This window comes from Novilysobacter erysipheiresistens (assembly GCF_036663935.1).
GTDB classification, from domain to species: domain Bacteria; phylum Pseudomonadota; class Gammaproteobacteria; order Xanthomonadales; family Xanthomonadaceae; genus Novilysobacter; species Novilysobacter erysipheiresistens.
In genome coordinates this window covers 81,404-107,906 of record NZ_JAXGFP010000001.1, presented here as the reverse complement: position 1 = coordinate 107,906, position 26,503 = coordinate 81,404, and the positions used below count along the sequence as shown (strand labels likewise).

Genomic DNA, 26,503 nt, shown 5'->3' with positions numbered 1-26,503 from the left:
CGTAGGCAAGGTTGGCGTAAGCCGCCGGGCTTTAGCTGTTCCGATAGGCGCGGTGATATGCAGCGTCTTTCGCCTTGTTCAACTTTTCCTGCGCTGCGTTCTTGGACCTTTCAGGACATCGCGTGATGTTGGTCTGCATTTCGGCATACAGCCAGAAGAATTCCGTCTCGGCTTCAAGTCTCGTCATGCCCTTGTCGTGCATCAACTCGGCGACGTCCGAATCGAACTGCGCCATGAATTCGGCGGTGCTTAGATCGCGCGAAGGCGTGGGCCGGGATTCGATTACGCCGGGAATTTTCGGGTCGTCCCACAAGCTATCGAGGGCGGCTAACCGCACCTTTGGAGACGAGTGCCTTATCAGCTTCTGCAGCGCGCGGGCCGCGGCACTTTCTGGTAGGTGATCGATGCACCATGCGCGCGCGTCACGGTCGAATTCCACAAGCGCGGGTCGATCTTCCGCAAGCCGGTTCATTGTCGGGTGCAAACCTTGCCAGTCAGTTGTCTTCTCGCCCTCGTCCACGGGACCACCTTCGGCAAGGCTCCCCATCACTCCCGGTAGGCTTTCGTCAACTATCGCCTTCATCCTCTCTTGCAAGCTAGCGTCCATGACTATCGCCCTCCGACCTTGGCGAACGGGACCACGTTGTCGGGCACGTCGGGCCGGGTGCCGCGCGTCGTCTGTTCAAGATAGGCAGCCCAACCCTCCAGCGCGGCGCGGCGCTGTCGCATGAACGTGTGCTTGTTGTAGTGCGTGTCCGTGACGCCCGTGGTCGCGTGGTTCAACGTGCGCTTGACTAGGTAGGTGTCCACGTCGATTTCATACAGCCCCGTTGTCACGGTGCGGCGAAGGTCGTGCGGCGTCCATGGTTCGATGCCCATGCGTGCCAGCCGATGGCCGACACCGCGAAGGGCACCGGCCAGCCGGTTCTCTGTCAGGGGCTTCTTGCCCATGCCGCGCTGCGCCGGGAACACGAAGTCGCTGCCGTTGCCCCTGCGCGCCTGCAATATCGCCATGGCCTCGTCTACCAGCGGCACCACATCGGCCCGGCGCGACTTGCTACGGCCCGGCACGTCGGCGGGCTTGTTCCACACCTTGGCGAACATATCGACCTCCGACCATGGCAACCCCGCCGCCTCGCTCGGGCGGCAGCCGGTGAGCATCATCAATCGCAGGCAGGCGGCCTCGTCCGGGTGCATGGCTTTGTCCTTGCCCATGACCTGGCCCTTGTAGATGCCCGGCTGGGTGACGAGGTAGAACGCCCGGAACTCGCGCTGGGTCGTCAGGGCGCGGTCGCGTGCCGGTGGTCGCTCGTTCTTAGTGATGAGCTTCTTCTTCAGGCCGCGCGCCGGGTTGTCGGTGATGGCTTCTAGCTCGTCGTCATCCACTGCGAAGTTGAACAGCCCCGTCACCATGGACAGCATGTGGACGACTTCGCAACGCTTGCCCGCCGCTCGAACCGGCTTGAGTAGCGCGATCACGTCGGCTTTGGTGATGTCCTTGGCCTTGCGCTCGCCCCACACCGGGCGCAGATAACGGGCCATCCGAAGCTCGGTCTTGCGCTTCGTGGCTGGTCGCAGCTTGGGGCCATGCTCGGCTAGGTAGAGGTCGCAAAGCTCATCGACGGTAACCTCTGCCTCCTCGCGGCGCTGCGCGGCTTTGCGCTCGGCCTCGGCGGCCTTGCGCTCGTCTACGGCTTCTTGGCGCTCCTTGTACGGGTCGCGCCCGTTATCGACTTGCCCACGATAGGATTTTGCGAGCTTACGCATGGCGGGCATCACTGATGACGCGGACAAGCCGCTGTCCGGCGTCCACCTGCCGATGACCATGCGGCGGGCACTACCCCCGGCAAGGGAGCTGCCATAGCAGTAGAGGAAGGTCGGCGTTCCCTTGGGTGTAAAGCGAACGGCGAAGCCATTGATCTGGTCATCGAAGTCGATCACGTTGCCCTTGGCGGGCCGCGCGCGGCTGCGGATGTAATCGTCGTCTAGGTGGTGCGTCTGCGGCGGCTTTCTCTTGTGCGTTGCCATAGCGGCGTCCTCGGGGTTGCCCGAGCTATGGCACGACTGTGGCACGACTCGGCTTGCACCGGCGACCATCGCCGGCCATCGAAGCCTACCACCATTTGCACGCTAAGTGCTTGAAATATCTAAGAATTGTAACTGTGCAATTGCACAGTTACCACGAAACAATGGCTTACATTCGGGCCGTATGGCCCTTGAAAATCCCCGTGTCGGGGGTTCGATTCCCTCCCCGGCCACCATTTGGTGGCAGTCGTCGAGATCGCGGTAACGCAAGCCCTGCAACGGTTATAGCCGATGCGGGGTTTTTTTCGTTTTGGGTCGCGCTATTGCGGCCGGCAGCGGCCTCCATGCGCCGTAGTATCCTCGCCGACGCAGACACGAACCGGGGATCAAACGATGACGAGCACGCGCTGGGCAAGCTGGACACGTTGGGCGGCAATGGCGTCGTGCGCACTGCTGCTGGTGGCCTGCGCCAGTGGCCCGGCGCGGCGGGTATCGGAACCGTCGGCACGGATCCAGCAATTGACCGTGCGCGCCGACGGCAACTGGTCGACCGACCTGCGGATCGAGAACTTCAGCAGCATCACGATGCGCTTCGATGCACTGCGGCTGGAGCTTGAAGTCGAGGACCACCCCGCCGGCACCCTACAAGCCAGCCCCGGTGTCACGGTCGGACCGGAGTCGGCCGACGTGGTCACGGTGGAGCTGGCGCCGACAGCCGCCGCCAAGTTCGCCGTGGCCCGGGCGCTCGCGGATGGCCGCAGCATCGAATACTCACTGCAGGGCACGATGACGGCCACGCCGAACGAGAGCCGCCAGCGCGAGTTCGAAATGGAACGCCGCAGCGCCCTCAGCCCGGCTCCCGGGTTGCCCGGGGTGATGCGCTGACCCACCGGCACCAAACCGCGAAACCACGCACCAAAGACAACAACGAGGTCGTCGATGAGCCAGTACAAAGCCCCGCTGCGCGACATGCAGTTCGTCCTGTTCGACGTCCTCGACGCCGAAGCGCAGTTCCAGCGCATGGGCTTCGACGACGCCAGCCGGGACGTGCTCGAAGCGGTGCTGGAGGAAGGCGCGCGCTTCACCGAGACCGTGCTGGCGCCACTCAACGAGATCGGCGACCGGGTTGGTTGCAGTCATGACAAGGCCACCGGCACGGTCACCACCCCACCCGGCTTCAAGCAGGCCTACGCACAGTACGTCGACGGTGGTTGGGCCGGCCTGACCTCGCCGCCGGAGTTCGGCGGCCAGGGCCTGCCACACGCCGCCGGGGTGCCGCTGAAGGAAATGATCGACGCCGCCAACCTGGCCTGGGGCAACTTTCCGCTGCTCTCGCATGGCGCCACCGAAGCATTGATCCAGCACGGCGAGGACTGGCAACGCGAAGTGTTCCTCAAGCCGCTGGTCGAAGGTCGCTGGACCGGCACGATGTGCCTGACCGAACCGCATTGCGGCACCGACCTCGGGCTGCTGAAGACCCGCGCCGTCCCGAACGACGACGGCAGCTACGACATCACCGGCACCAAGATCTTCATCACCGCCGGCGATCACGACTTCACCGACAACATCATCCATCTGGTACTGGCGCGCCTGCCGGATGCGCCGGCCGGCAGCAAGGGCATCTCGCTGTTCGTGGTGCCAAAGATCCGGGTCGCGCCCGACGGCACGGTCGGCGAAGCCAATGGGGTCCGTGTCGGCAGCATCGAACACAAGATGGGCATCCACGGCTCGGCGACCTGCGTGCTGAACTTCGATGGCGCCCAGGGCTATCTGGTCGGCCAGGCCAACAAAGGGCTGATGGCGATGTTTACCATGATGAATACCGCCCGGCTCGCGGTCGGCCTGCAGGGCCTCGGCCTGTCCGACCGCGCCTTGCAGAACGCACTGGCGTACTCGCGCGAACGCCTGCAGATGCGTGCGCTGTCGGGCGCGAAGTTCCCCGACAAGGCCGCCGACCCGATCATCGTCCACCCCGATGTGCGCCGGATGCTGCTGACCTGCAAGTCGCTGGTCGAAGGCGGGCGGCTGATGGGCTACCACGCTGCATTGCTGGTCGACATCGCCCACCACTCGCCGGACGCCGACGAACGCAAACAGGCCGACGCGTTGGTTGGCTTCATGACCCCGATCGTCAAGGCCTGCCTGACCGAGTGGGGCGTGGAATGCACCTATCACGCGTTGCAGTGCTACGGTGGCCACGGCTACATCGCCGAGCACGGCATCGAGCAACTCGCCCGCGACGCGCGCATCACCACCTTGTACGAAGGCACCACCGGCATCCAGGCGCTCGATCTGCTGGGTCGGAAGGTGATGCAGTTGCAGGGCGCGGGATTGCAGGTGTTCCTCGGCATGATCGAAACGTTCTGCCAGGAACATACGGGCAACGCCGCGGTCGCCGAGTTCATCGCGCCGCTGCGCGACAAGGCCGGCGAGTGGCAGCGGCTGACGATGCAGGTCGGCCAGCGCGCGGTGGCCAATCCCGACGAGGTCGGGGCGGCCGCGTACGACTACCTGATGTACTCGGGCTACGTCGCCCTCGCCTACTGGTGGGCGCGCAGCGTCGCCGCCAGCGAAAATTCGACCCAGCCGGAAGGGTTCAAGGCCGGCAAGCGCGAGACCGCGCGCTTTTACTTCGCGCGGATCCTGCCGCGCACGCTGGGCCATGCGGCGGCAATGGAGAGCGGGGCTGCATCCCTCATGGCGCTGGATGCGGAGCGGTTCGATACCTGAGTCCAAAGCGAGTTTCCCTGTAGGAGCGACGTAAGTCGCGACCAGACGAACGCTGGGGAGGATGTACAGGTCGCGACTCACATCGCTCCTACCGGCGGGTTCGCTCTCGCCCACTGGCAGCAAATCCGGTATAAGCTCGGTTTCCAATGGAGACCGACAGAGCGAAATTGCATCTGGTCCGCTCCGGCACCCCGGTCGAGCCCATCCGACCCGGCCCGGAAAGCCTCCCCGTCGCGCCGCGACATGCGCTCGAACTACTCAACTCCGTGCGCCTGTTGTCGCTGGACGCCCACGGCCGGGTGCTCGACTGGATGAATTGGCAACAGGCGGCCTGCCTGTATGCCCGCGACGCGGTTGCCTGGACGCTGGGCGACCCCTGCCTGACCGTGCATGGCGGCTTCAACCGGGTCAGCGGCGAACACAGCCTGCTGCAGTTGCACCCGATCGTTGCCGCCCGTGGCCATGCCCGCGCGCACGCGCTGGCGCCGACCCCGGCGCTGACCAACACCGCGCTGTTCGCCCGCGATGCCCACCTGTGCCTGTATTGCGGTCGCGATTGCCACCGCCCGCAACTGACCCGCGACCATGTGTTGCCGGTGTCCAAGGGCGGCCGCGACGTCTGGGAAAACGTGGTCAGCGCCTGCTTCCAATGCAACTCGCGCAAGGGCAACCGCACCCCGCAACAGGCCGGCATGCCGCTGCTGGCGGTGCCGTACCGGCCGAGCTGGGTCGAACACCTGATCCTGTCGAACCGCAACATCCTCGCCGACCAGATGGCGTTCCTGAAAAACCAGTTGCCGAAGAAGCATGCGCGGTCTTTGAACTGATCGTGCCGGCATCACAGTCCCCGGCAATGACTGCCGCAGCGCGCGCAGTTGCGACGCAGCGCGCGCGTTGACGGGTGTTGCCGGGTCCCGGACACTGGCAGCAACCTGTCGCAATGGAACACAAAATGTCCCTGACTTTCGGCCTGACCGGCATGGATCCGGCTACGGAAACGGCGCTGAAGGTGGCGTTCGCGGAAGCCAACCAGCGCCTTGGCGGCATCTGGCAATTGCTGCCCGACACCCAGGGCGACTTCATCGCAGTCGACATGGACAGCATGTATGGCCCGATGAGCTGGCTGCGGCTGCATGCCGCCGGCAAGACCGTGATCGGCCTGACCTCGGCACCGCGTACCCAGGCCGACTTCCGCCTGGCCCAGCCGTTCGATGCCGGTTCCGTGGTGCAACTGCTGAACGAACTCGTGCCAAGGCCCGAAGGTTCGGTCGCAGACGCAGCCGCCGGTACTGCGACCCCGTCGCCGGCGGGACTGACCCCGGCCCCGCAGCCACAGGACGAACTGCCGGAGGAGCATCCGCAGCCGGTCGATGAGGCGTCCACGGCGCAGGCGACCGAGGAAGTCGGCAATTCCCCGCGCGAACCGGCCAGCGTGGCCGTCGCCCAGGTGGTCCCGGCAGCCCCGAGCCTGCAACCGCATACGCCGCCGGCCGCCGATCCGGAACCGGGCACGTTGGCCGAATGGCTCGCCTCCGGCCGGGTCAAGGGTCGGGTCAAGCTTGAACGCGACGGCGTCGTCCTGCTGATCGACACCGAACAACGGCAGTACCACGGCCCGGGGGCGTTGAAGCCGCTGAGTCCGCACGTCGGCAGCGTGTTGAAGTCTGACGATTTCGCCACCGTCGCCGACTGGGACGCCCAGGCCGCGGCGCAAGGCGCGGCGCAACCGCTGGCGCGGCTGGTGTGGTTCGGCGGATTGCTCGCCGGCAACGGCACGCTGATGCCCGGGTTCGATCCGCAGGCGCGCTACCAGATGCTGAAGTGGCCGCAGACCGAGCGCGAATACCCCAAGCATTTCCGCATCGCCACCGCGATGATGAAGGGACCGGCGACCCTTGCCGAGATCGCCGAGGCCAGCGGCGTGCCGGTGGCCGAGGTCACCGATTTCGTCAACGCCAGCCTGGCGACCGGGTTTGCCGACATCGAGCACCCGCCGGAACCCGAAGCGGACGCACCGAAATCCGGCGGCCTGTTCGGACGCCTGCGCGGGCGCTGACGCCCGACGCATCGTCCGCCTTGCCCCGCCCCGACGCCGGCGGGACAATGGGCGACTGCCGTCCGATGCCGTATTGATGATTGATCCGCAACGCTATCCGCGCCTGTCCCGCATTGCCGTCCCCGCCGATTTGCGCGAGTTTCCCGAAGAGGAACTGCCGGCGATCGCCGACGAGTTGCGCGGATACCTGATCGAACAGGTCGCCCAGTCCGGCGGCCACTTCGGCGCCGGCCTCGGCGTGATCGAGCTGACCGTGGCCCTGCACTGGCTGTACGAGACCCCGGTCGACCGCCTGGTGTGGGATGTCGGCCACCAGACCTACCCGCACAAGATCCTCACCGGCCGCCGCGACCGCATCCACACGGTCAAGCAGAAGGACGGCGTCGCGCCGTTCCCGAAGCGCGAGGAATCCGAGTACGACACGTTTGGGGTCGGCCACAGCTCGACCAGCATCTCCGCCGCGCTCGGCATGGCCATTGCCAGCCAGCGCGCCGGCGCCGATCGCAAGGTCGTGGCCGTGATCGGCGACGGCGCGATGACGGGTGGCATGGCGTTCGAGGCGCTGGCGCACGCCGGCGGCATGGGCGAGGACCCGGATGGCATCGAACCCAACCTGCTGGTGATCCTCAACGACAACCAGATGTCGATCTCCGAGAACGTCGGCGGCGTGACCCGGATGCTCGGCCGCCTGACCGGCAGCCGCACCCTCAACGCGCTGCGCGAGGGCGGCAAGAAGCTGCTCGGCGACAAGCACAAGCCGGCGGCGAAGTTCGTGCGGCGCTGGGAGGAACACTGGAAGGGCATGTTCGTGCCGTCGACGTTCTTCGAGGAGGTCGGCTTCCACTACACCGGCCCGATCGACGGCCACGACCTCCCCGCCCTGCTCGGCGCGCTGAAGACCCTCAAGGACCTGAAGGGCCCGCAGCTGCTGCACATCATCACCACCAAGGGCAAGGGTTACGAGTTGGCCGAGGGCGACCAGATCGGCTACCACGCGGTCAGTCCGTTCGATCCCAGCCAGGGAATGGTCAACAAGCCCGGGGCGAAAAAGCCGAGCTACACCGACGTGTTCGGCGACTGGCTGTGCGACATGGCCGCCGCCGACGAAAAACTGCTGGCGATCACCCCGGCCATGCGCGAAGGCTCCGGCCTGGTGCGCTTCAGCAAGGAGTACCCGCAACGCTATTTCGATGTCGCCATTGCCGAGCAGCACGCGGTGACGCTGGCCGCAGGCATGGCCTGCGAGGGCGCCAAGCCGGTGGTCGCGATCTACTCGACCTTCCTGCAACGTGGCTACGACCAGCTGGTGCACGACGTCGCGGTGCAGGACCTCGACGTGCTGTTCGCGATCGACCGCGGCGGCGTGGTCGGCCCCGACGGCGCCACCCACGCCGGCAACCTCGACCTGAGCTACCTGCGCTGCGTGCCGAACATGGTGGTGATGGCGCCGGCCGACGAGGACGAGTGCCGGCGGATGCTCAGCACCGGCCACTGCTACGCCGGCCCGGCCGCGGTGCGCTACCCGCGCGGCAGCGGCCCCGGGATCCCGGTGCAACCGGGCCTCGACACGTTGCCGATCGGCGAGGCGGAGCTGCGTCGTCGTGGCGCGCACATCGCCCTGCTCGCATTCGGAGCATTGGTCCCGGCGGCCGAACAGGTCGGCGCGGAGCTCGGCCTGACCGTGGTCAACATGCGTTTCGTCAAGCCGCTCGACCGCGCCCTGCTGCTTGAACTGGCCGCGACCCACGAGGGCTTCGTCACCCTCGAGGACAACGTCGTCGCCGGTGGCGCCGGCTCCGGCGTCGCCGAACTGCTGGCCGCCGAAGGCCTCACCCTGCCGGTCCTGCACCTCGGCCTGCCCGACGCCTTCCAGCACCACGCCAGCCGCGAACAACTGCTGGCCGAAGCCGGACTGGATGTCGACGGCATCCGTGCGGCCGTGCAGGCGCGATGGCCTCGCCTGCCCGACGCGGCCGCCATCATGGACTCCTCACGGCGCGCATGATCGCCGCTGGCTAAGCTGCGCGGATGCGACCATCCGCCCATCGCCGCCGAACCATCGCCGCGCGCCGGACGAAACACCGCCTGACCCAGGCGCTCACATTGTTCGGCGTCCTGGCCCTGGCATGGACGCTGTACTCGTGGTGGGTACCGGAAGCGATCGAGATCCCACCCGATCGCCTGTCGGTCGAACTGGCCGCCGAATCGCCCGACACCGCGGTCGCGTTGGCGGCCAACCTGGACGCGCCGCTGTTGCCAGGCAACCGGGTGGAATTGCTGGTCAATGGCAGCGAAATCTTCCCGGCGATGCTGGCGTCGATCCGCGAGGCCAAGACCTCGGTCAACATCCTGTCCTACGTGTACTGGACCGGCGATGTCGCGGTCGCGTTCGCCGACGAGTTGAGCGCGGCCGCGCGCCGCGGCGTCGAGGTACGGGTGCTGGTGGATGCATTCGGCGGTCGCAAGATGGACCCGGCGCTGGTCGAGCAGATGCAACAGGCCGGTTGCCGTTTCGCCTGGTTCCACCCGCTGCGCTGGTACACGCTGAACCGCTTCAACAACCGCAGTCATCGCAAGGTGCTGGTCGTCGACGGCCGCATCGGCTTCACCGGCGGGGTCGGCATCGCCGAGGAGTGGAGTGGCGATGCGCAGGATCCGCAGCATTGGCGCGACGACCATTTCCGCATCGAAGGCCCTGCGGTGCGCTACCTGCAGGGATCATTCGCCGAGAACTGGCGCCAGGCCAGCGGCGAAGTGCTGGCGGGCGATCGCATGTTCCCGCCGCTGCCGGCGGTCGACGCGGCGGGGATCGTGCCGCTCAATGCCGCCCCCGCGGGTCCGGTGTCCGACATCGCGTTCGTCTACTGGCTGTTGTTCCACGGCGCGCGCGAGGAAATACGTATCGCCACGCCGTATTTCGTCCCCGATCCGGCACTGGAACTGGGCATCGAGCGCGCCGCGCGCCGCGGGGTGAAGGTCACCTTGCTGGTCCCCGGCCCGCACCAGGACTCGGCGCTGGTCGGCTACGCCAGCCAGACCTACTACCGGCGCCTGCTCGAGGCCGGGGTGCGGATATTCGAGTACCAGCCCACAATGATGCATGCCAAGACCGTCACCGTGGACGACACCTGGGCGGTGATCGGTTCGTCGAACTTTGACAGCCGCTCCTTCACCCTCAACTACGAGATCGCGATGGCCGTCTACGACCGTCCGCTGGTAGACGAGCTGCGGGCGTCATTCGACGAAGACCTGCGGGCCTCGCGCGAAATCACCCTGGCTGATGTCGAGCAGCGATCGCTTTTCGCCCGCGTCCGCAACCACATGGCGTTGTTGTTGCGCGCTCAGTTGTGAGTCACGGCCGAAGGCGGTGCCTCGACGGTGTAACCCCGTGACTGCAGCTTGGCCAAGTAGCCATCCGGCGCCAGCACGCGGTCCATCGGAAGCGATGCGAACGATACCGGGTGTTCCGCCAGCGCCTTCTCGGCCGCCTCCAGCCAGGCCCGCTCGATCTGCATCGGCACTTCGTCGTAATCTAGTCGACGGGCGATGTCGCTTTCCAGCAGCGCGTGCACGCAACTCCAGCGCAGGTCTTCGTACGGCAGGCGCCGCAGGGTTTTGAGGTCGCCACTGGCCCAGGCATTGGCGCGCGCGGCCAGCGTCGGCAGGTCGTGTTCAAGCTGCGAGACGGTGCGCTCGAGGCAGGCCGTGTCGTCGAAAGACGCCTGGTTGAACGCCTTCAGCAACTCGCGCGGTTCGTCGATCGTGCTCTTGACCTGGATCACCGTGGGCTGCAGGCCTGCGCGCTCGGCCGCGGCGGCGATCACCGGATCGACCACGGCGCCATCGAGGCCCAACCGCTCCATCGCCTTCCGCTGAAGCTTCTCGGCGGCAAACATCGGCCGCCAGCGTTCGATCCCCAGCTCCCAGCCGAGGTACTTGTCTTTCTGGACCTCCCAACGCGCGTGCAACGTGGGAGACAGCACGTCCTCGAGCTCGGCGCCCTCGGGGTTCCGACGCGCGCGTAGCGCCGCGGGCAGCAGGCTCAGGCCCTTGAAGATCCCGACATCGGAATAGACCGCCCACATCGGCGCCTGCAGGACCTGGCCGGCGCGGCCGATCACCGCCTCGACCTCCGCCGATTGCCAGGTCATGGCATCGGGCAGTGGCGACACCACGCCCAGCACCCACAGCTCGTGGCCGCCACGCGACACCTTCCACATGCCCGGCCCGGGCTGCACGCCGGTCACGACCACGGCACCCAGATCGCGGATGGTATCGGCGGCGGTGGCCGCGTGGTCGGACGGCGCAGCCGGCGGGATGGCGGCCTCCGCGGCATGGGAAAGCGGCGAAGAACCCGCCAGCGCAACGAGACCCATCAGCAAGGCTGCATGCATCGGATGAACTCCATTTCGAATCGGTGGAAAAAGGGGCGTGGCCGACGAGCGGCGACACCGCCGCGTCCATGCGCGGAGTCCGACCGCGACTTCCCGCTGCAAGTTCCCACAACGGCAAACGCCCGGCGGACCGGGCGTTTGGCGATTCGAATTGGTCGGGACGGCCGGATTTGAACCGACGACCACCTGTCCCCCAGACAGGTGCGCTACCAGGCTGCGCTACGCCCCGAGATGTTCTGTTCCCGCCCTTTCGAGGCGGGCGGCAAGTATAGCGGTTTTGCTAGCACTCGCGATCAGCGGCGCAGCAGCTGCAGCACCTCTTCCAGCTCCATCCGCACCTGCTTGATGATCTGCGAGCTAAGCGCGGACTCGTCCTTGCCGGCCTCGCCCTCCAGCCGCAGACGGGCGCCGCCGATGGTGTAGCCCTGCTCGTACAGCAGGCCGCGGATCTGCCGCACCATCAGCACCTCGTGGCGCTGGTAGTAGCGACGGTTGCCGCGGCGCTTGACCGGGTTGAGCGTGGGGAATTCGGTTTCCCAGTAGCGCAGCACGTGCGGCTTGACGTCGCACAGCTCGCTGACCTCACCGATGGTGAAGTAGCGCTTGGCCGGGATCGGCGGGAGCTCGCGGTTGCTGCCCGGGTCAAGCATGCGAGCCTCCGGAATACGCTTCCACGCGTTCCTTCAGCTTCTGGCCGGGACGGAAAGTCACCACGGTCCGCGCCGAGATCGGGATTTCCTCGCCGGTCTTCGGGTTGCGGCCTGGCCGCTGGTTCTTGCGCCGCAGGTCGAAATTCCCGAAGCCCGACAGCTTGACCTGACGGCCGCTTTCCAGCGCCTGGCGCAGGGAGTCGAAGAACGCGTCGACGAATTCCTTCGCTTCGCGCTTGTTGAGGCCGACCTCGTCGAACAGTCGCTCGGCCATCTCCGCCTTGGTCAGTGCCATCGCCTTCCTTCCGTACTGCCGCGAACCTCAGCCACGGATCGCGGCATCGTGTTCCTGTTGCAGCGTCGTGGTCACGGCGGCAATCGCCGCATCCACTTCACCGTCGGTCAGCGTGCGCGATTGTTCCTGCAAAATCAAGCCCATAGCGAGACTCTTGCATCCTGATTCAACGCCCTTGCCCTGGTACACGTCGAATAGCACAAGGTCGCGCAGCACCGGGCCGGCGGCCTTGCGGACGCTGGCTGACAGCGCGGCCCAGCTGACCGATTCGGCGACCACGAAGGCCAGGTCGCGACGCACCGACGGGTATTTCGACTGCCCACCGGCCTGCGGCAGTGGCCGCGCCAGCAGCGGCACGAGGTCGAGCTCGAAAGCGACCACGTCGGTGTCGATTTCCAGTGCCTGCTGCAGGCGCGGATGCAACTGGCCGATCCAGCCGAGCCGGACGTCCTTGCCGCGATCGTCCAGCCGCCAGACATCGGCCGAGCGCCCCGGATGCGCCCAGGCCGGCTTCGACGGCCGGTAGTCGAGACGCGCGCCGGACAACGCGGCGAGGCTGTCGAGGTCGCCCTTGAGGTCGTGAAAGCCGATCTCGCGCTCGGCGGCGCCCCATTGCTCCGCCACGGCATCGCCGCAGGCCACCGCGGCGATGCGCCGGGTGTGCAGCGGCGCGGCGTCGGCGATCGCGGTGAACACGTTGCCGAGCTCGAACAGCCGCACCCGCGGCTGCTGGCGCGCGGCATTGCGGCCGAGCGCGGCGACCAGGCCCGGCAGCAGCGACGTGCGCATCACCCCGAGCTCGGCGCTGAGCGGATTTGCCAGCGTCACCGCGCCTTCGGTCAGGCCCCATTTGGCCAGCAGGTCGGCGTCGACGAAGGCGTAGTTGATCGCTTCCAGATAGTCGCGCGCAGCGAGCTGGCGGCGCACGCTGGCGTCCTCGACCGTCTCCTCGCTGGGCGCCACGAGCCGCGAGGCGCCGGCCGGAAGCGTCGTCGGGACCGCGTCGTAGCCGTGGACGCGAGCGATCTCCTCGATCAGGTCTTCCTCGATCGCGATGTCGAAGCGGCGGCTCGGCGCGGTGACCTGCCAGCCGTCGGCGCTGGCGTCGACGGCTAGACCGAGCGCGGTCAGGATGCGCTCGATCTCGCCATCGGCGATCTCCAGGCCGAGCACGCGGGCAACGCGGGCGCGGCGCAGGGTGATCGCCTGCGGCTGCGGCAGGTGCTCGATCAGCGCCGCCTCGACCACCGGGCCGGGCGTGCCGCCGGCGATGTCGAGGATCAGCCGGGTCGCGTATTCGATCGCGGTGCGCGGCAATTCGGGGTCGACACCGCGCTCGAAGCGGTGCGCGGCGTCGGTGTGCAGGCCAAGCTTGCGGCTGCGGCCGATGATCGCGTGGGGGGCGAAGTGCGCCGATTCCAGGAATACGTTGCGGCTGGCCTCGGTGACTCGGCTGTCGAAGCCGCCCATGACGCCGGCGAGTGCAACCGGTTTGCCGGCGTCGGTGACCAGCAGGAACTGCCCGTCGACCCTGGCGTCGCGGCCGTCGAGCAACTTCAGCGATTCGCCGGCGCGGGCGCGGCGCACGCCGACCGGGCCGGTCAGCAGGTCGCGGTCGAACGCATGCATCGGCTGTCCGAGTTCCAGCATCACGTACTGGGTCACGTCGACCAGCAGCGATACCGGGCGCACGCCGCTGCGACGCAGGCGTTCGGCCATCCACAGCGGGGTCTTTGCCGAGGCATCGACGCCCTCGATAACCCGGCCGCAGTAACGCGGCGCGTCGGCACCGGCGTTGAGTTCGATGTCGAGCCGGGCGTCGCTGGCGGCCGGTACCGGCGCAATCGCCAGCGGCGCGACCGCGCCACCGGAGGCCGCGGCGACGTCGAACGCGATCCCGCGCACGCCGAAGCAATCGGCGCGGTTGGGGGTCAGCTTGATCTCGATGCTGGCGTCCGGGAGACCGAGCAATTCAGAAACCGGCTGGCCGACCGGGGCGGCCTCGGGCAGTTCCAGCAGCCCGGAAGCATCGCCATCGGTTCCCAGTTCCTTGGCCGAGCACAGCATGCCGAACGACTCGACGCCGCGCAGCTTGGCGGGCTTGATCTGCATCCCGCCCGGCAATACCGCGCCGACCTTCGCCAGCGGCGCCTTGAGGCCGGCGCGCGCGTTGGGCGCGCCGCAGACGATCTGTGCGATTTCGCCGTTGCCGGCGTCGACCTGGCAGACCTGCAGGCGGTCGGCCTCGGGGTGCTTTTCGGCGCTAAGGATCTGCGCCACCACCACGCCGTCGAGCGACTCGCCGAGCGCGGTGACTTCCTCGACCTCGAGGCCAATCGCGGTCAGCGTGGCCACCAGCTCGTCGCGGGTCGCCGTGGTCGGTACGTGCTGGCGCAGCCAGTTTTCGGAGAATTTCATGGTCGCCCCCGGTTACGCGAACTGGCGCAGGAAGCGCACGTCGTTGTCGAAGAAACTGCGCAGGTCGTCGACCCCGTAACGCAGCATCGCGAAGCGCTCCACGCCGAGGCCAAACGCATAGCCGGTGTACTTCTCCGGGTCGATACCGACGTTGCGCAACACGTTCGGGTGGACCATCCCGCAGCCGAGCACTTCCAGCCAGCGGGTCGAGCCGTCCGGCTGCTGCCAGGCGATGTCGACCTCGGCCGAGGGCTCGGTGAACGGGAAGTAGCTCGGGCGGAAGCGCATCTCGAAGTCGCGCTCGAAGAACGCGCGCACGAACTCGGCCAGGGTGCCCTTGAGATCGGCGAAGCTGGCGCGCTCGTCGACCAGCAGCCCCTCGACCTGGTGGAACATCGGTGTGTGGGTCTGGTCGCTGTCGCTGCGGTAGACCTTGCCGGCAGCGATCATGCGAAGCGGCGGCGTGCCACCGGTGGCCAGCAGGTCCTTCATGTAGCGCACCTGCACGCCCGATGTGTGGGTGCGCAGCAGGCGGCCGTCGTCGAAGTAGAAGGTGTCGTGCATTGCCCGCGCCGGGTGGTGCGGCGGGAAGTTCAGCGCCTCGAAGTTGTGCCAGTCGTCCTCGATCTCGGGGCCGTCGGCGAGCTCGAAGCCAAGCCGGCCGAAGATGTCGGCGATGCGCTCCAGCGTGCGGCTGACCGGGTGCAGGCCGCCGCGGGCACCGTCGATGCCGGGCAGGGTGACGTCGATGATTTGAGACGCCAGGCGGGCGTCGAGCGCGGCGCTTTCCAGCGCGGCCTTGCGTTCGGCCAGCGCGGTCGACAGCGTGTCGCGCGCCTTGTTGATCGCTTCGCCGGCGGCCTTGCGCTGGTCGGCCGGCAGGGTGCCTAGCTGCTTGAGCTGGGTGGTCACGCTGCCGGACTTGCCGAGCAGGGCCACCCGCAATGCCTCGATCGCCTCGGGCGAATCGGCGGCGGCGATGTCGGCCAGTGCGCGGCCAGTCAATGCTTCGATATCACTCATGCGCATCCCCAGAACGAAACATGGGGAAGGACTTGCGCCCTTCCCCATGCGTGTACTTCGTTGCCTGACCGTCGCGCGGGCAAAACCGCGCGGACGATGCGACACCTTACGCTGCGAGCGCGCCCTTGGCCTTCTCGGTCAGCGCGGCAAAACCCGCCGCGTCGTGCACGGCGATGTCCGCCAGCACCTTGCGGTCGAGGGTGATGCCGGCCTTCATCAGGCCGTTCATGAAGCGGCTGTAGCTCATGCCGTTGGCGCGGGACGCCGCGTTGATGCGGGTAATCCACAGCGAACGGAAATTACGCTTCTTCTGCTTGCGGCCGATGTAGGCGTACTGCAGGGCCTTCGTGACCGCCTGTTTGGCGACGCGGAAGACCTTGCGGCGGGCGTGGTAGTAGCCCTTGGCCTGCTTCAGGATTTTCTTGTGGCGCCGACGCGCCTGTACACCACGTTTGACTCGTGCCATTTCTCAGTCCTCCTCAGGCGTACGGCAGCATGCGGGCGATACGGCCCGCGTCTTCGGCGCGGACGTGGTTCGTCTGCCTCAGGTTGCGCTTCCGCTTGGTCGACTTCTTGGTGAGGATGTGGCTACGGTTGGCGTGGCCGCACTTGAACTTGCCGGAAGCGGTCTTGCGAAAACGCTTCGCCGCTCCACGGTGGGTCTTGATCTTGGGCATTGCGGATGTCCTTTCGGGTTCTTGTAACTGGCCTGGGCGGTGGCGTGGCCACTCTTTCCGTCCTGCCCGGTCCGGTTGTAAGTCGTTGATCGCGAAGGAAACCTTCGAAATTCCGCGACGTGTCCTGGGTGATGCATACAACAATCCCGGCGAACCGGGCCGGCCATTATGGGGCTTGGGCTGTTGCGTTGCAAACAAACCCTGACGAGTCAGGATGTTCGCGGAACGCATGGGCCGGCTTTTGCTCGGAGACCTCCACGAAAGAGCGCCTCGCGGCGCCCTTTCGTGGACCAACGCTGAAAATCGACCGCCCGCTCAGGTCTTCTTCTTCGGCGCGATCATCATCACCATCTGCCGCCCTTCCAGGCGCGGGCGCGACTCGATCACGATGTCTTCGCCGAGGTCGGCCTCGATCCGCGCGGCCATCTCGCGGCCGAGCTCCTGGTGGCTCATCTCGCGGCCACGGAAGCGGATGTTGACCTTGAGCTTGTCGCCCTCTTCCAGGAACTCGCGCATCTTGCGCAGCTTGATCTGGTAGTCGCCCTCGTCGGTGACCGGGCGGAACTTGATTTCCTTGATCTCGACCTGTTTCTGCTTTTTCTTGGCCGCGTTGGCCTTCTTCTGCAGGTCGAACTTGTATTTGCCGAAATCCATGATGCGGCATACCGGCGGATCGCCGTGCGGCTGGATCTCGACCAGGTCCATGCCACTTTCCAGGGCCAGGTCCAATGCCTCGTCGCGCGAGAGCACGCCGACCATTTCGCCGTCGGCGCCGATGACGCGGACGCGGGGGACTCGGATTTCCTGGTTCTTGCGATTCGGCTTGTCAGGGGTGCTGATGTTGCAATCTCCGGTATGGGCGTACCCATGGGGTGTGCCGGCCGCCTCGCGGCCGGTTCGGTCAGGCCAGGTTGCCCTGGGTTACGTCTTCTTCACGTAAACGCGCGGCGAATTCGGTGACGGACATCGACCCCAAATCCTCCCCTCCGCGGGTACGCACCGCAATGGTGCCGGTCTCCTTCTCGCGGTCTCCGACCACCAGCAGGTACGGCACGCGCTGCAGCGTGTGCTCGCGGATCTTACGGCCGATTTTCTCGTTGCGCAAATCGCTTTGGACCCGGAAACCTTGTTCCGCAAGGGATTTGCGGACCTCGTCGGCGAAATCGCCCTGGGCGTCGGTGATGTTCATCACGGTAGCCTGCACCGGTGCCAGCCATGCCGGGAACCGGCCTTCGTGGTGCTCGATCAGGATGCCGATGAAGCGCTCCATCGAGCCGACGATGGCGCGATGCAGCATGACCGGGTGGCGGCGCTGGCTGGCCTCGTCGATGTACTCGGCGCCGAGGCGGGCCGGCATCATGAAATCGACCTGCATGGTGCCCAGCTGCCAGGTGCGGCCGATCGCGTCGCGCAAGTGGTACTCGATCTTGGGGCCGTAGAAGGCGCCCTCGCCAGGCAACTCTTCCCACTCCACCCCGGCCGCGCGCAGGGCCGAACGCAGGGCGTCTTCGGCCTTGTCCCAGGTGGCGTCGTCGCCGAGCCGCGGCTCCGGGCGCAGGGCCAGCTTGACCTGCACGTCGCTGAAGCCGAACGCGGCGTAGACCGCCATCGCCTGGGCGTGGAAGGCGGTGACCTCGGACTCGATCTGGGCCTCGGTGCAGAACACGTGGCCGTCGTCCTGGGTGAAGCCGCGCACGCGCAGGATGCCGTGCAGCGCGCCGGACGGCTCGTCGCGGTGGCAGGCGCCGAACTCGCCGTAGCGGATCGGCAGGTCGCGGTAGCTGTGCAGGCCGTGGTTGAACACCTGCACGTGGCCCGGGCAGTTCATCGGCTTGAGCGCGTAGGTGCGCTTCTCCGACTCGGTGAAGAACATGTTCTCCTTGTAGTTGTCCCAGTGGCCGGATTTCTGCCACAGCGACACGTCGAGGATCTGCGGGCAACGCACTTCCTGGTAGCCCGATTCGCGGTAGACGCGGCGCATGTACTGCTCGACCACCTGCCAGATCGACCAGCCCTTCGGATGCCAGAAGATCAGGCCCGGGGCCTCTTCCTGCAGGTGGAACAGGTCCTGCTGCTTCGCGATCTTGCGGTGGTCGCGCTTCTCGGCCTCCTCCAGCTGGTGCAGGTAGGCCTTGAGGTCCTTGTCGTTGAGCCAGGCGGTGCCATAGATGCGGCTGAGCATCTGGTTGTTGTGGTCGCCGCGCCAGTAGGCGCCCGCGACCTTCATCAGCTTGAACGCGCGCAGCTTGTCGGTGCCGGGCACGTGAGGGCCGCGGCAGAGGTCGGTGAACTCGCCCTGGCTGTAGAGCGACAGGTCTTCGTCGGCCGGAATCGACTCGATGATCTCGGCCTTGTAGTGCTCGCCAAGGCCCTTGAAGAACGCTATCGCCTCGTCGCGCGACTTGACGCTGCGGCTGACCGACTGCGCCTCCTTGACGATCTTCTGCATCTCGGCCTCGATCGCGGGCAGGTCCTCGGGCGTGAACGCGCGCTCGTAGGCGAAGTCGTAGTAGAAGCCGTTGTCGATCACCGGGCCGATCGTGACCTGCGCGCCCGGGAACAGGCGCTGCACGGCCTGGGCCAGCAGGTGAGCAGTCGAATGGCGCAGGACTTCCAGCGCATCGGGGTGCTTGTCGGTGACGATCTCGAGCGATGCGTCGTGGTCGATCCGGTAACCGGTGTCGACCAGCTTGCCGTCGACCTTGCCGGCCAGCGCGGCCTTGGCCAGGCCGGGACCGATCGAGGTGGCGATGTCGGCGACGGTGACCGGGTTGTCGAATTCGCGGCGCGAGCCGTCGGGGAGCGTGATTGCGATCATGGGGATATCGATGGGCTTCTTTGTAGGAGCGACGTGAGTCGCGACCTGTACATCGTCACGGAGGTTCGGCGGGTCGCGACTCACGTCGCTCCTACAAGGGAGTCGTTGTCACGGGAGGGACGGCAAGACCCGCAAAGCAAAAAGCGCCACGAAGGCGCCTGCGCAATGCGGAAGCCTCGGGCGGGGTCAACGATGGGCGGTGGTAGTGCTCATGTCGCACGCTCGGCCGGCGCGTTGGCGCGGGCCACCCTCGAAAACGGGGCCGGCTGGATGCCGACCGACCCTGCAATAGTTGGGGACAAGCCGACGCAAGTCAACGGCGGCGCGGGCGGCAATGTCATATCCGCCCCGCGGTGCGGGACGCCCGCCACGGGTGCCGGGAAACAAAAACGGCCGGGGGATACCCGGCCGTCTTCGAACATTTGGTGGGCGGTACAGGGTTCGAACCTGTGACCCCTACCATGTCAAGGTAGTGCTCTACCGCTGAGCTAACCGCCCTTCGCCATCACTAACCCGGCGAGAGGGCGCGCAGTTTATCCCGGGCCGGCGGCGGCGGCAATAGGTCAGCGTACGTCAAGCGCCGAAGCCCTGCTCCTTCAGCCGGTGCAGCTCGTCGCGGGCGGCGGCGGCCTGCTCGAACTCGAGGTCGCGGGCGTGCTGGTACATCTTCTGTTCCAGCTTCTTGATTTTCGCCGCCAGCTGACCCGGGCTCAGCGCGGCGTACTCGGCGGCCTCTTCGGCGACCTGCCGGGCACGGTTGCGGCCCTTCAGCGCATCCGGATCGACCCGTGCGCCTTCCATGATGTCGACCACCGCGCGCACCACCGACTGCGGGGTAATGCCGTGTTCGGCGTTGTACTCGACCTGCTTGGCCCGGCGGCGGTCGGTCTCGTCGATCGCGGCCTGCATCGACTTGGTGACCTTGTCGGCATACAGGATCGCCTTGCCGCGGACATTGCGGGCGGCGCGGCCGATGGTCTGGATCAGCGAGCCGGTCGAGCGCAGGAAGCCCTCCTTGTCGGCGTCGAGGATCGCCACCAGAGACACCTCGGGCATGTCCAGGCCCTCGCGCAACAGGTTGATGCCGACCAGCACGTCGAACTTGCCCAGCCGCAGGTCGCGGATGATCTCGACCCGCTCGACGGTGTCGATGTCGGAGTGCAGGTAGCGCACCCGCACGCCGTGCTCGCCGAGGTACTCGGTCAGGTTCTCGGCCATGCGCTTGGTCAGGGTGGTGATCAGCACGCGGTCGCCGAGCGCGACGCGCTTGTTGATCTCGCCCAGCACATCGTCGACCTGGGTCCCGACCGGGCGGATCTCGACCTCCGGGTCGATCAGGCCGGTCGGCCGCACCACCAGTTCGGTGACCTGCCCTTCGGACTTCTGCATCTCGTAGTCCCGCGGCGTGGCCGAGACGAAGATCGAACGCGGCGAGCGCCCTTCCCACTCCTCGAACTTCAGCGGCCGGTTGTCCAGCGCCGACGGCAGCCGGAAGCCGAACTCGACCAGGGTCTCCTTGCGCGAGCGGTCGCCCTTGTACATCGCGCCGATCTGCGGGACGGTCACGTGCGACTCGTCGAGCACCAGCAGCGCATCCGGCGGCAGGTAGTCGAACAGGCACGGCGGCGGCTCGCCCGGCATGTGGCCGGTCAGGTGGCGGCTGTAGTTCTCGACGCCGTTGCAGTAGCCGACCTCGGCCAGCATCTCCAGGTCGAACTGGGTGCGCTGGGCCAGCCGCTGCGCCTCCACCAGCTTGTTCTGCGCGTACAGCTGCTCGAGCCGGACCCGCAGCTCCTCCTTGATCTCCTTGACCGCGTCGAGCACCGTGCGGCGCGTGGTGACGTAGTGCGACTTCGGATAGATCGTGTAGCGCGGCAGCTTGCGCAGGGTCTCGCCGGTCAGCGGGTCGAACGCGGTGACCGCCTCGATCTCGCCGTCGAACAGCTCGATCCGCACCGCCTCCATCTCCGACTCGGCCGGGTGCACGTCGATCACCTCGCCGCGCACCCGATAGGTGCCGCGACGCAGCTCGGTGTCGTTGCGCACGTACTGCATCTCGGTCAGCCGGCGGATCAGCTCGCGCTGGTCGATGCGCTCGCCGCGGACCATGTGCAGTACCATCCGGAAATATTCGTTGGGGTCGCCGAGGCCGTAGATCGCCGACACCGTGCAGACGATGATCGCGTCGCGGCGCTCCAGCAGCGCCTTGGTCGCCGACAGCCGCATCTGCTCGATGTGTTCGTTGACCGAGCTGTCCTTCTCGATGAACGTGTCCGACGAGGCCACGTAGGCCTCGGGCTGGTAGTAGTCGTAATAGCTGACGAAGTACTCGACCGCGTTGTGCGGGAAGAACGACTTGAACTCGCCGTACAGCTGCGCCGCCAAGGTCTTGTTGGGCGCCATCACCAGGGTCGGCTTCTGCACCGCCTGGATCACGTTGGCGATGGTGTAGGTCTTGCCCGAGCCGGTCACCCCGAGCAGCGTCTGGTGCGCCAGGCCGTTCTCGAACCCCTCGATCAGCTTGGCGATCGCCTGCGGCTGGTCGCCCGCCGGGGAGTAAGGCGAGACCAGCTCGAACACGCCTTTTTGGAGCCGACTTTCGGTCGGCGATGCGGGGATGTGGCTGTCGTCGTTCATGTGGGTCGGAGCGTGGGGCCGCGAAACCGCCAGTGTAGGACGCCCACGTAATGGGGGTTGGCACGGTGTTTCCCTACCCCGCCCATGGGACTGTACCGATAACGGTTCATTCAACCATGCGCGACGCTGCGGGCTCCCCGAATGGAGTCGGCCTGTGAAGCAGCAAGCCAGTGGTTTCACCTTGATCGAACTGATGACGGCGCTGGCCGTACTGGTGATCACGCTGACCATTGGCGTGCCCGCGTTCGCCGGCCTGCAGCAGCGCGCCCGGGCCGCCACCGCCTATCACCTGCTGACGAGCTCGCTGGCAATCGCCCGACTGGGCGCGGTCAAGCGCGGCGAGGCTGTCGGCGTATGCCCGAGCACGAACGGATCGAGCTGCGAGGACGACACGAGCTGGGACGGAGGCTGGATTGTCTTCTCAGATCCCGACCGTACAGGCCAGCCAGCCGCCCCGAATGCGGTGCTGCAGCGGATCGATGGCGTGGGCGCCAGCTTGGCGCTACGCAGCACCCAAGGCCGCACTTTGGTGCGATTCACCCCCAACGGCTGGGCCTATGGCAGCAACCTGAGCATCCGCTTGTGCTCGCGCGAACCCGCGAGGTTGCTGGGCAAGGTGGTGGTCAACAACGGCGGAAGGCCGCGCAGTGAGCGCTTTGAGGAGGCCAAGCCCTGCCCCTACCCGCTGTGAGCAAGCAAAAAGAAGGCCCGCATCGCTGCGAGCCTTCTCAAGAACCTGGCGCCCGAAGTTGGACTCGAACCAACGACCCCCTGATTAACAGTCAAGTGCTCTAACCAGCTGAGCTATTCGGGCGGGGACGCGCATTGTAATCCGCCTGAACCTGCGGTCAAGCCCAACCGGCCTCACCAGCATTCGGAGGCGTCGCCGGCAGAGCCTGTTTCGCTCTTGGTACCGGCCTGGTTGATCGACAGAGTGCCGCACTTTGTGTCGTTGGTGTCCTGTCCGCCCTGGGGGTCCGCCTGGATCACGTAGCTGTCGCCATCAGGGGTACCCACCAACTCAATGGCGTAGTGATCTTCGACCTCGTTCGAGCATTGCGTGGCCGGGAGCGCGGCGTCCTTGTACGTCAACTTGGTCGTGTAGTAGCGCTCCATGAATTGCGCAGCCTCCATCAGGCACGCTGCCCCTGCGCCCCGCCGCGTCTTGGTGATGTGGTTCTGGTAGCTCGGGTAGGCGATGGCCGCCAGGATGGCGACGATCGCCACCGTGATCATCAGTTCGATCAGGGTGAAGCCGGCCGTGCGTTGCTGAGTGTTCATCATCATCAGTTCCTGTCGTACAGCTCGCGCCAACCCAGACGCTTGGCACCCGATCCGTCCGGCGGCGTCGGGACGTATCCGCATTCGGCCTCACTGCCGCAGGCATACATGCCACCGCCAACGCCCGTGGCTTGGCCGATCATTCCGATACCCAGGTCGACCGAGGTAATGAACCCAGCTTCGGTGTCACCGGTTGTGCCGTTCAGCCTGTCGTCGCCCTGGCCGTCGCCATCGACATCGATGTAGGTGCCGGTCCCGCTGCCGATCTGCGGATTGGTTCCGGTAAAGGCGTCCAGTGCGTTCAGGTATCCGGTACCGCCGGAGTCGCAGCCACTACCTGCCTGCGGGATGATGCTGGAGAACCACAGCGCGCGCGAACGCATGACGGGAGCCGTCACCACCCGCTCACCGGGTTTGGGGATACCCAAGTCCACGAACCAGCCCTCTGCGTCCGCCGGGAGCAACGAGTACGACTCCCACGCGCGCGCGTCCCGTCCCAGCGAATCGACACCGGTGTAGGGAATGGTCCGCTCGTGCAATGCGTTGCGCCCGGAAATCGGCGAGCCAGCGTCGATCAGAGCGTACAGAGTCTGGGTGGACTGATCGGTCACGTCGCCGGCGGAAATGTACTTCCCCGTGCCGAACAGCACGAAGATCCGATCGGTGACGGGCTCGCGGGCGAGTGCCACTGCGGCGGTAATCGGCTGGGCTTTGCCACCGTCGTCAACCGCAGTGAAGAACTTCTCGCCAACCCACTTGTTTGTGTTACCGGTAATGTCGAACTTCCACAGACTGCCTTTGAGGTCACCCGCATATATGACGTCGGCGACGCCGTCCAGATTTGTGTCGGCCGCACGCGGCGGCGCCAGTCCGCCGCCAGTCGCATCCACCAGGATTTCCTTGACGAGGGCGCCGGTCTCCGCGTTGTAGATGAACAAGGTCGAGCTGCCATTGACGCTCTCAATGCCGTTACCCACGAACGCCAGCGTTGCACCGCTGGCGTGGCTTTTGCGGACCAGAGGCGCCCCAAGCACATATCCCATGTCATCGTCGACGGCGCCGGTGCGATCCCACAGCACGTCATCGCCCGGATCGAAGTTCGCCGGGTCGGTCACGTCCAACGCAAACACTCCCTTTCCACCCCGCCCCAGCGACGCCACGAGGATGTTCTTGTTGTTTCCCTGCGCGCGCGTGGTGACATCGATACCGCCGTCCACGAAGAACCTGTGCTGGTATTCAGGATCGCTGAGGGTCGCGAGCGCCGCGAAATCCAGTCCCGCCGGGACATACGAAAACTCGACCGTGCCGGCGGCGCTGTTGATGGCGTGCAACATACCGTCGTTGGCGCCGATGAACAGTGCCGCCGCCTCCTCCGAGTAGAACGGCGAGGAATTGACGATGTCGCCAATCGGCGAGGTCCGGTTACGCAGCTCGCCGCCATGGGCAATTTCGTCCGAACGGTCGCCCTTGAGATAGGCCGCATTGTCGGCGCCTGTCACCGGTGACGTGCCGCCGGTGCGCGCGAGCGCACCCTCCTGCGCGGCCGTGGGGAAGTCGACGCCGTCCGAACCGTTCCAGGTGTAGACACCGCGAGCCAGGAAGTCGCTGGGGGCTGCATTTGCCACCGCCGCCGCGCTCCAGGCGGCCGAGTCGGCGATATCGCCGGTCGCGATGCTGATGCCTTGGACATCACCGGACCACTCGCCCGAAGTAAAGGTCGCCTGGAAGATCCTGGAACCTGCATTCAGTTGCGGGCCGTTCGAGGTCACGTTCGAGCCGGAAGCCCTACGACTGGTGATGGTGCCCAGCGCTTCCTTGAGTCCGGTAGCAAAGGCCTTGGCGTTGGCAGCGGCGATAAAGTTGCCATGGCCGTTGACCGCGGCATGCCAGAGGTCGTCGATTCGCTCGGCATTCTCGTTGTCCATCGGATCGGGCCATACCGCAGCATTGGATGCCGGCGGGGGGTCGGTCCGTGCCAGGGTGCCATTCAGGCCGATCGAGATGCCGAAGGTCACCATGTGTTGCCAGTCGGCGGTGTCCGACGCGGAGCCCGGCACATTGTCGGTCAGGTCGTCGCGCAGGTCGGTCTCGTAATAGTGGGCAGCCACGTCAGCCAAGGTGACCTGGTGGCCGTCGCCGTCTTCGTCTCCCATTCCAAAAGTTGAATCCCTGCTGTCGTTCCAGTAGCCATCCGTCGTCAGGATCGCGAAGTTCTGCCTGCATGACAGCTGATCCGCGCTTTCCTGCGGACCCCAGGGCCCGTTCGCATCGGTGCGTTTGAAGTAGTCGCCAACGTCATTGAGGGCGCTGCGCAGCGGCGTTGAACCGTTCTGCACTACTTCGCCATGGACACTACTGAACCAATCGTTCTTGTTGGTACTTTCAAACAGTCCATCATTGCTGCCGACTGGAATGATGGCACCGGTGCCATCGACATCAAGGTCATCCGAGCGTCCGTTGATGGGCGTATAGCCGACACGATAGTTCTTGCTGAGGCCCGCAAACGCCTCCGAGGCGCCGGCCTTGGCGGTTTTCATGCGACTACGGAAATAGGAGTACCAAGTGGCAATATTCTTCAGCTCGTCGGCCTGGGAGCGCCCCGTAGGTGTTTTTTCCACCTCCAAGTAGGCGCCAAGACTCACATTCGAAAAATTGTTGCCGTTGTCCCGGTACACCTGGGCGGTCCAGTTTCCGGCTTGCGGATAGCTGATCACGCAAGACTCACGGTTCCAACCGTTGCTGGAACTGCATCGCTCGACGCCGTCGGGACCGATTAGGTTGAGGTCCACATCATTTTGGCCGCCAATGGTGAAGACTTCCAGTCCGGCCGCACCGGAAGGCACCGCTATCGTGAAGGAGCGCTCCGTGTACGGATCCATGGACGAATCCAGCGGACCTCGCGGAAATCCGGAAATTTGGGTGCCGGCACGGCCAACCACGACTCCGCTGACATTGACCCGGTAGCGATCGAAGTCGGCCGGGTTGGTGGACGCCGTCACGCCGACCTTCGGCACGTAGAAGATTGACTCGTCGTTGCCTCGCAGATCACGTGTGCCCGCGGCGGCGTCCGCTAGGTTCCAGTTGCTGTAGACGGCAGAGACATCCTGACCGCCGGTCATGCGAGTGACTCCATCGGCAGTCATCCAGGGCAGGTAGGGCGTGCCAGGATCGTAGTAGACGGCGTTGTTCAAATAGGACCGATCGTGGGGATCGTCACGCAATCCGCTGCGGGTCGCGCCAGTACCGGTTCCGGAATAGTCGGCGGGCTGGACGTCAAAGTCCTCGGTGGTCGTCGGCATCGAAATCAATGCCATCGATCCCGAATTATCGAGGATGAACATGATGTTCGGCGGAACCGAGCCAACGCCCGTTTGCAACGGATAGTCCGGGAAGCTTGTCGCGGCACTGACCGGAAGCGCCATCAGCGTTGCCACGAACGTAGCGCAAACCGCGCGCAGGCCGAATGCCGGATTGAGGGAGGGTTGACGCTTCATGGGAA

Annotated in this window: 21 protein-coding genes and 3 tRNA genes; 7 read left to right on the top strand and 17 right to left on the bottom strand. The window is 66.0% G+C overall.

What is annotated here, in order from left to right:
• Positions 1 to 31: 31 nt before the first annotated feature.
• Together SNE34_RS00500 and SNE34_RS00495 are read right to left on the bottom strand one after the other, a co-directional pair.
• On the bottom strand, positions 32 to 583 hold the full coding sequence (locus SNE34_RS00500; protein ID WP_332613684.1) for a hypothetical protein: 552 nt from the start codon (positions 581 to 583) through the stop codon (positions 32 to 34).
• Positions 584 to 609: 26 nt separating this feature from the next.
• Positions 610 to 2,028 (bottom strand): tyrosine-type recombinase/integrase, encoded by a 1,419-nt coding sequence (locus SNE34_RS00495; protein ID WP_332613683.1) that lies wholly within the window; start codon positions 2,026 to 2,028, stop codon positions 610 to 612.
• 432 nt (positions 2,029 to 2,460) lie between these two features.
• Between SNE34_RS00495 and SNE34_RS00490 the strand changes: the two genes are divergently transcribed.
• The 6 genes from SNE34_RS00490 (at position 2,461) to SNE34_RS00465 (ending at position 10,162) form a co-directional block, all read left to right on the top strand.
• Complete coding sequence (locus SNE34_RS00490) at positions 2,461 to 2,910, top strand: LEA type 2 family protein (protein WP_332613682.1); 450 nt, start codon at positions 2,461 to 2,463, stop codon at positions 2,908 to 2,910.
• A 54-nt stretch (positions 2,911 to 2,964) separates the two neighbouring features.
• On the top strand, positions 2,965 to 4,755 hold the full coding sequence (locus tag SNE34_RS00485; protein WP_332613681.1) for an acyl-CoA dehydrogenase C-terminal domain-containing protein: 1,791 nt from the start codon (positions 2,965 to 2,967) through the stop codon (positions 4,753 to 4,755).
• Between the two features lie 146 nt (positions 4,756 to 4,901).
• Positions 4,902 to 5,582: an HNH endonuclease gene (locus tag SNE34_RS00480; RefSeq protein WP_332613680.1), complete on the top strand. Its 681-nt coding sequence runs from the start codon at positions 4,902 to 4,904 to the stop codon at positions 5,580 to 5,582.
• 125 nt (positions 5,583 to 5,707) lie between these two features.
• On the top strand, positions 5,708 to 6,811 hold the full coding sequence (locus tag SNE34_RS00475) for a hypothetical protein (protein WP_332613679.1): 1,104 nt from the start codon (positions 5,708 to 5,710) through the stop codon (positions 6,809 to 6,811).
• Positions 6,812 to 6,887: 76 nt separating this feature from the next.
• On the top strand, positions 6,888 to 8,816 hold the full coding sequence (dxs, locus tag SNE34_RS00470; protein WP_332613678.1) for a 1-deoxy-D-xylulose-5-phosphate synthase: 1,929 nt from the start codon (positions 6,888 to 6,890) through the stop codon (positions 8,814 to 8,816).
• 98 nt (positions 8,817 to 8,914) lie between these two features.
• Entirely contained in the window at positions 8,915 to 10,162 is a 1,248-nt protein-coding gene (locus SNE34_RS00465) for a phospholipase D-like domain-containing protein (RefSeq protein WP_332613677.1), read from the top strand.
• Here SNE34_RS00465 and SNE34_RS00460 read toward each other — a convergent pair.
• From SNE34_RS00460 to uvrB, 12 genes are all read right to left on the bottom strand, one after another.
• On the bottom strand, positions 10,153 to 11,205 hold the full coding sequence (locus tag SNE34_RS00460; protein ID WP_332613676.1) for a TraB/GumN family protein: 1,053 nt from the start codon (positions 11,203 to 11,205) through the stop codon (positions 10,153 to 10,155). The two genes, SNE34_RS00465 and SNE34_RS00460, sit on opposite strands and share 10 nt — an antisense overlap.
• Positions 11,206 to 11,357: 152 nt before the next feature.
• Positions 11,358 to 11,434: transfer RNA gene (locus SNE34_RS00455), tRNA-Pro, on the bottom strand.
• Between the two features lie 64 nt (positions 11,435 to 11,498).
• Positions 11,499 to 11,855 carry a MerR family transcriptional regulator gene (locus tag SNE34_RS00450; protein ID WP_332613675.1) on the bottom strand — a complete coding sequence of 119 codons (357 nt, stop codon included), beginning with the start codon at positions 11,853 to 11,855 and terminating at the stop codon, positions 11,499 to 11,501.
• Complete coding sequence (locus SNE34_RS00445; RefSeq protein WP_332613674.1) at positions 11,848 to 12,150, bottom strand: integration host factor subunit alpha; 303 nt, start codon at positions 12,148 to 12,150, stop codon at positions 11,848 to 11,850. The genes SNE34_RS00450 and SNE34_RS00445 overlap by 8 nt, the downstream gene beginning before the upstream one ends.
• A 27-nt stretch (positions 12,151 to 12,177) precedes the next feature.
• Entirely contained in the window at positions 12,178 to 14,568 is a 2,391-nt protein-coding gene (gene pheT / locus SNE34_RS00440) for a phenylalanine--tRNA ligase subunit beta (RefSeq protein ID WP_332613673.1), read from the bottom strand.
• Positions 14,569 to 14,580: 12 nt separating this feature from the next.
• Complete coding sequence (gene pheS / locus SNE34_RS00435; RefSeq protein ID WP_332613672.1) at positions 14,581 to 15,591, bottom strand: phenylalanine--tRNA ligase subunit alpha; 1,011 nt, start codon at positions 15,589 to 15,591, stop codon at positions 14,581 to 14,583.
• 106 nt (positions 15,592 to 15,697) lie between these two features.
• Positions 15,698 to 16,057, bottom strand: coding sequence for a 50S ribosomal protein L20 (gene rplT / locus SNE34_RS00430; RefSeq protein WP_332613671.1), 360 nt, complete (start codon positions 16,055 to 16,057; stop codon positions 15,698 to 15,700).
• Positions 16,058 to 16,070: 13 nt separating this feature from the next.
• The gene (rpmI, locus tag SNE34_RS00425; protein WP_332613670.1) at positions 16,071 to 16,268 is read right to left on the bottom strand and encodes a 50S ribosomal protein L35; all 198 of its coding nucleotides are present in this window, start codon (positions 16,266 to 16,268) and stop codon (positions 16,071 to 16,073) included.
• 315 nt (positions 16,269 to 16,583) lie between these two features.
• The gene (gene infC, locus SNE34_RS00420; protein WP_332614586.1) at positions 16,584 to 17,108 is read right to left on the bottom strand and encodes a translation initiation factor IF-3; all 525 of its coding nucleotides are present in this window, start codon (positions 17,106 to 17,108) and stop codon (positions 16,584 to 16,586) included.
• Between the two features lie 61 nt (positions 17,109 to 17,169).
• The gene (thrS, locus tag SNE34_RS00415) at positions 17,170 to 19,086 is read right to left on the bottom strand and encodes a threonine--tRNA ligase (RefSeq protein ID WP_332613669.1); all 1,917 of its coding nucleotides are present in this window, start codon (positions 19,084 to 19,086) and stop codon (positions 17,170 to 17,172) included.
• Positions 19,087 to 19,509: 423 nt separating this feature from the next.
• Positions 19,510 to 19,584: transfer RNA gene (locus SNE34_RS00410), tRNA-Val, on the bottom strand.
• Between the two features lie 75 nt (positions 19,585 to 19,659).
• Positions 19,660 to 21,723 carry an excinuclease ABC subunit UvrB gene (uvrB, locus tag SNE34_RS00405; protein WP_332613668.1) on the bottom strand — a complete coding sequence of 688 codons (2,064 nt, stop codon included), beginning with the start codon at positions 21,721 to 21,723 and terminating at the stop codon, positions 19,660 to 19,662.
• Between the two features lie 154 nt (positions 21,724 to 21,877).
• Here uvrB and SNE34_RS00400 point away from each other — a divergent pair, with 154 nt between their 5' ends.
• The gene (locus SNE34_RS00400; protein WP_332613667.1) at positions 21,878 to 22,414 is read left to right on the top strand and encodes a GspH/FimT family pseudopilin; all 537 of its coding nucleotides are present in this window, start codon (positions 21,878 to 21,880) and stop codon (positions 22,412 to 22,414) included.
• A 46-nt stretch (positions 22,415 to 22,460) separates the two neighbouring features.
• On the opposite strand, the gene SNE34_RS00395 is transcribed toward SNE34_RS00400, so the two are convergent.
• The 3 genes from SNE34_RS00395 to SNE34_RS00385 form a co-directional block, all read right to left on the bottom strand.
• Positions 22,461 to 22,537, bottom strand: a tRNA-Asn gene (locus SNE34_RS00395).
• A gap of 50 nt (positions 22,538 to 22,587) precedes the next feature.
• Positions 22,588 to 23,004: a type IV pilin protein gene (locus tag SNE34_RS00390; protein ID WP_332613666.1), complete on the bottom strand. Its 417-nt coding sequence runs from the start codon at positions 23,002 to 23,004 to the stop codon at positions 22,588 to 22,590.
• 5 nt (positions 23,005 to 23,009) lie between these two features.
• Positions 23,010 to 26,498 (bottom strand): PilC/PilY family type IV pilus protein, encoded by a 3,489-nt coding sequence (locus tag SNE34_RS00385; RefSeq protein WP_332613665.1) that lies wholly within the window; start codon positions 26,496 to 26,498, stop codon positions 23,010 to 23,012.
• Between the last annotated feature and the right edge of the window lie 5 nt (positions 26,499 to 26,503).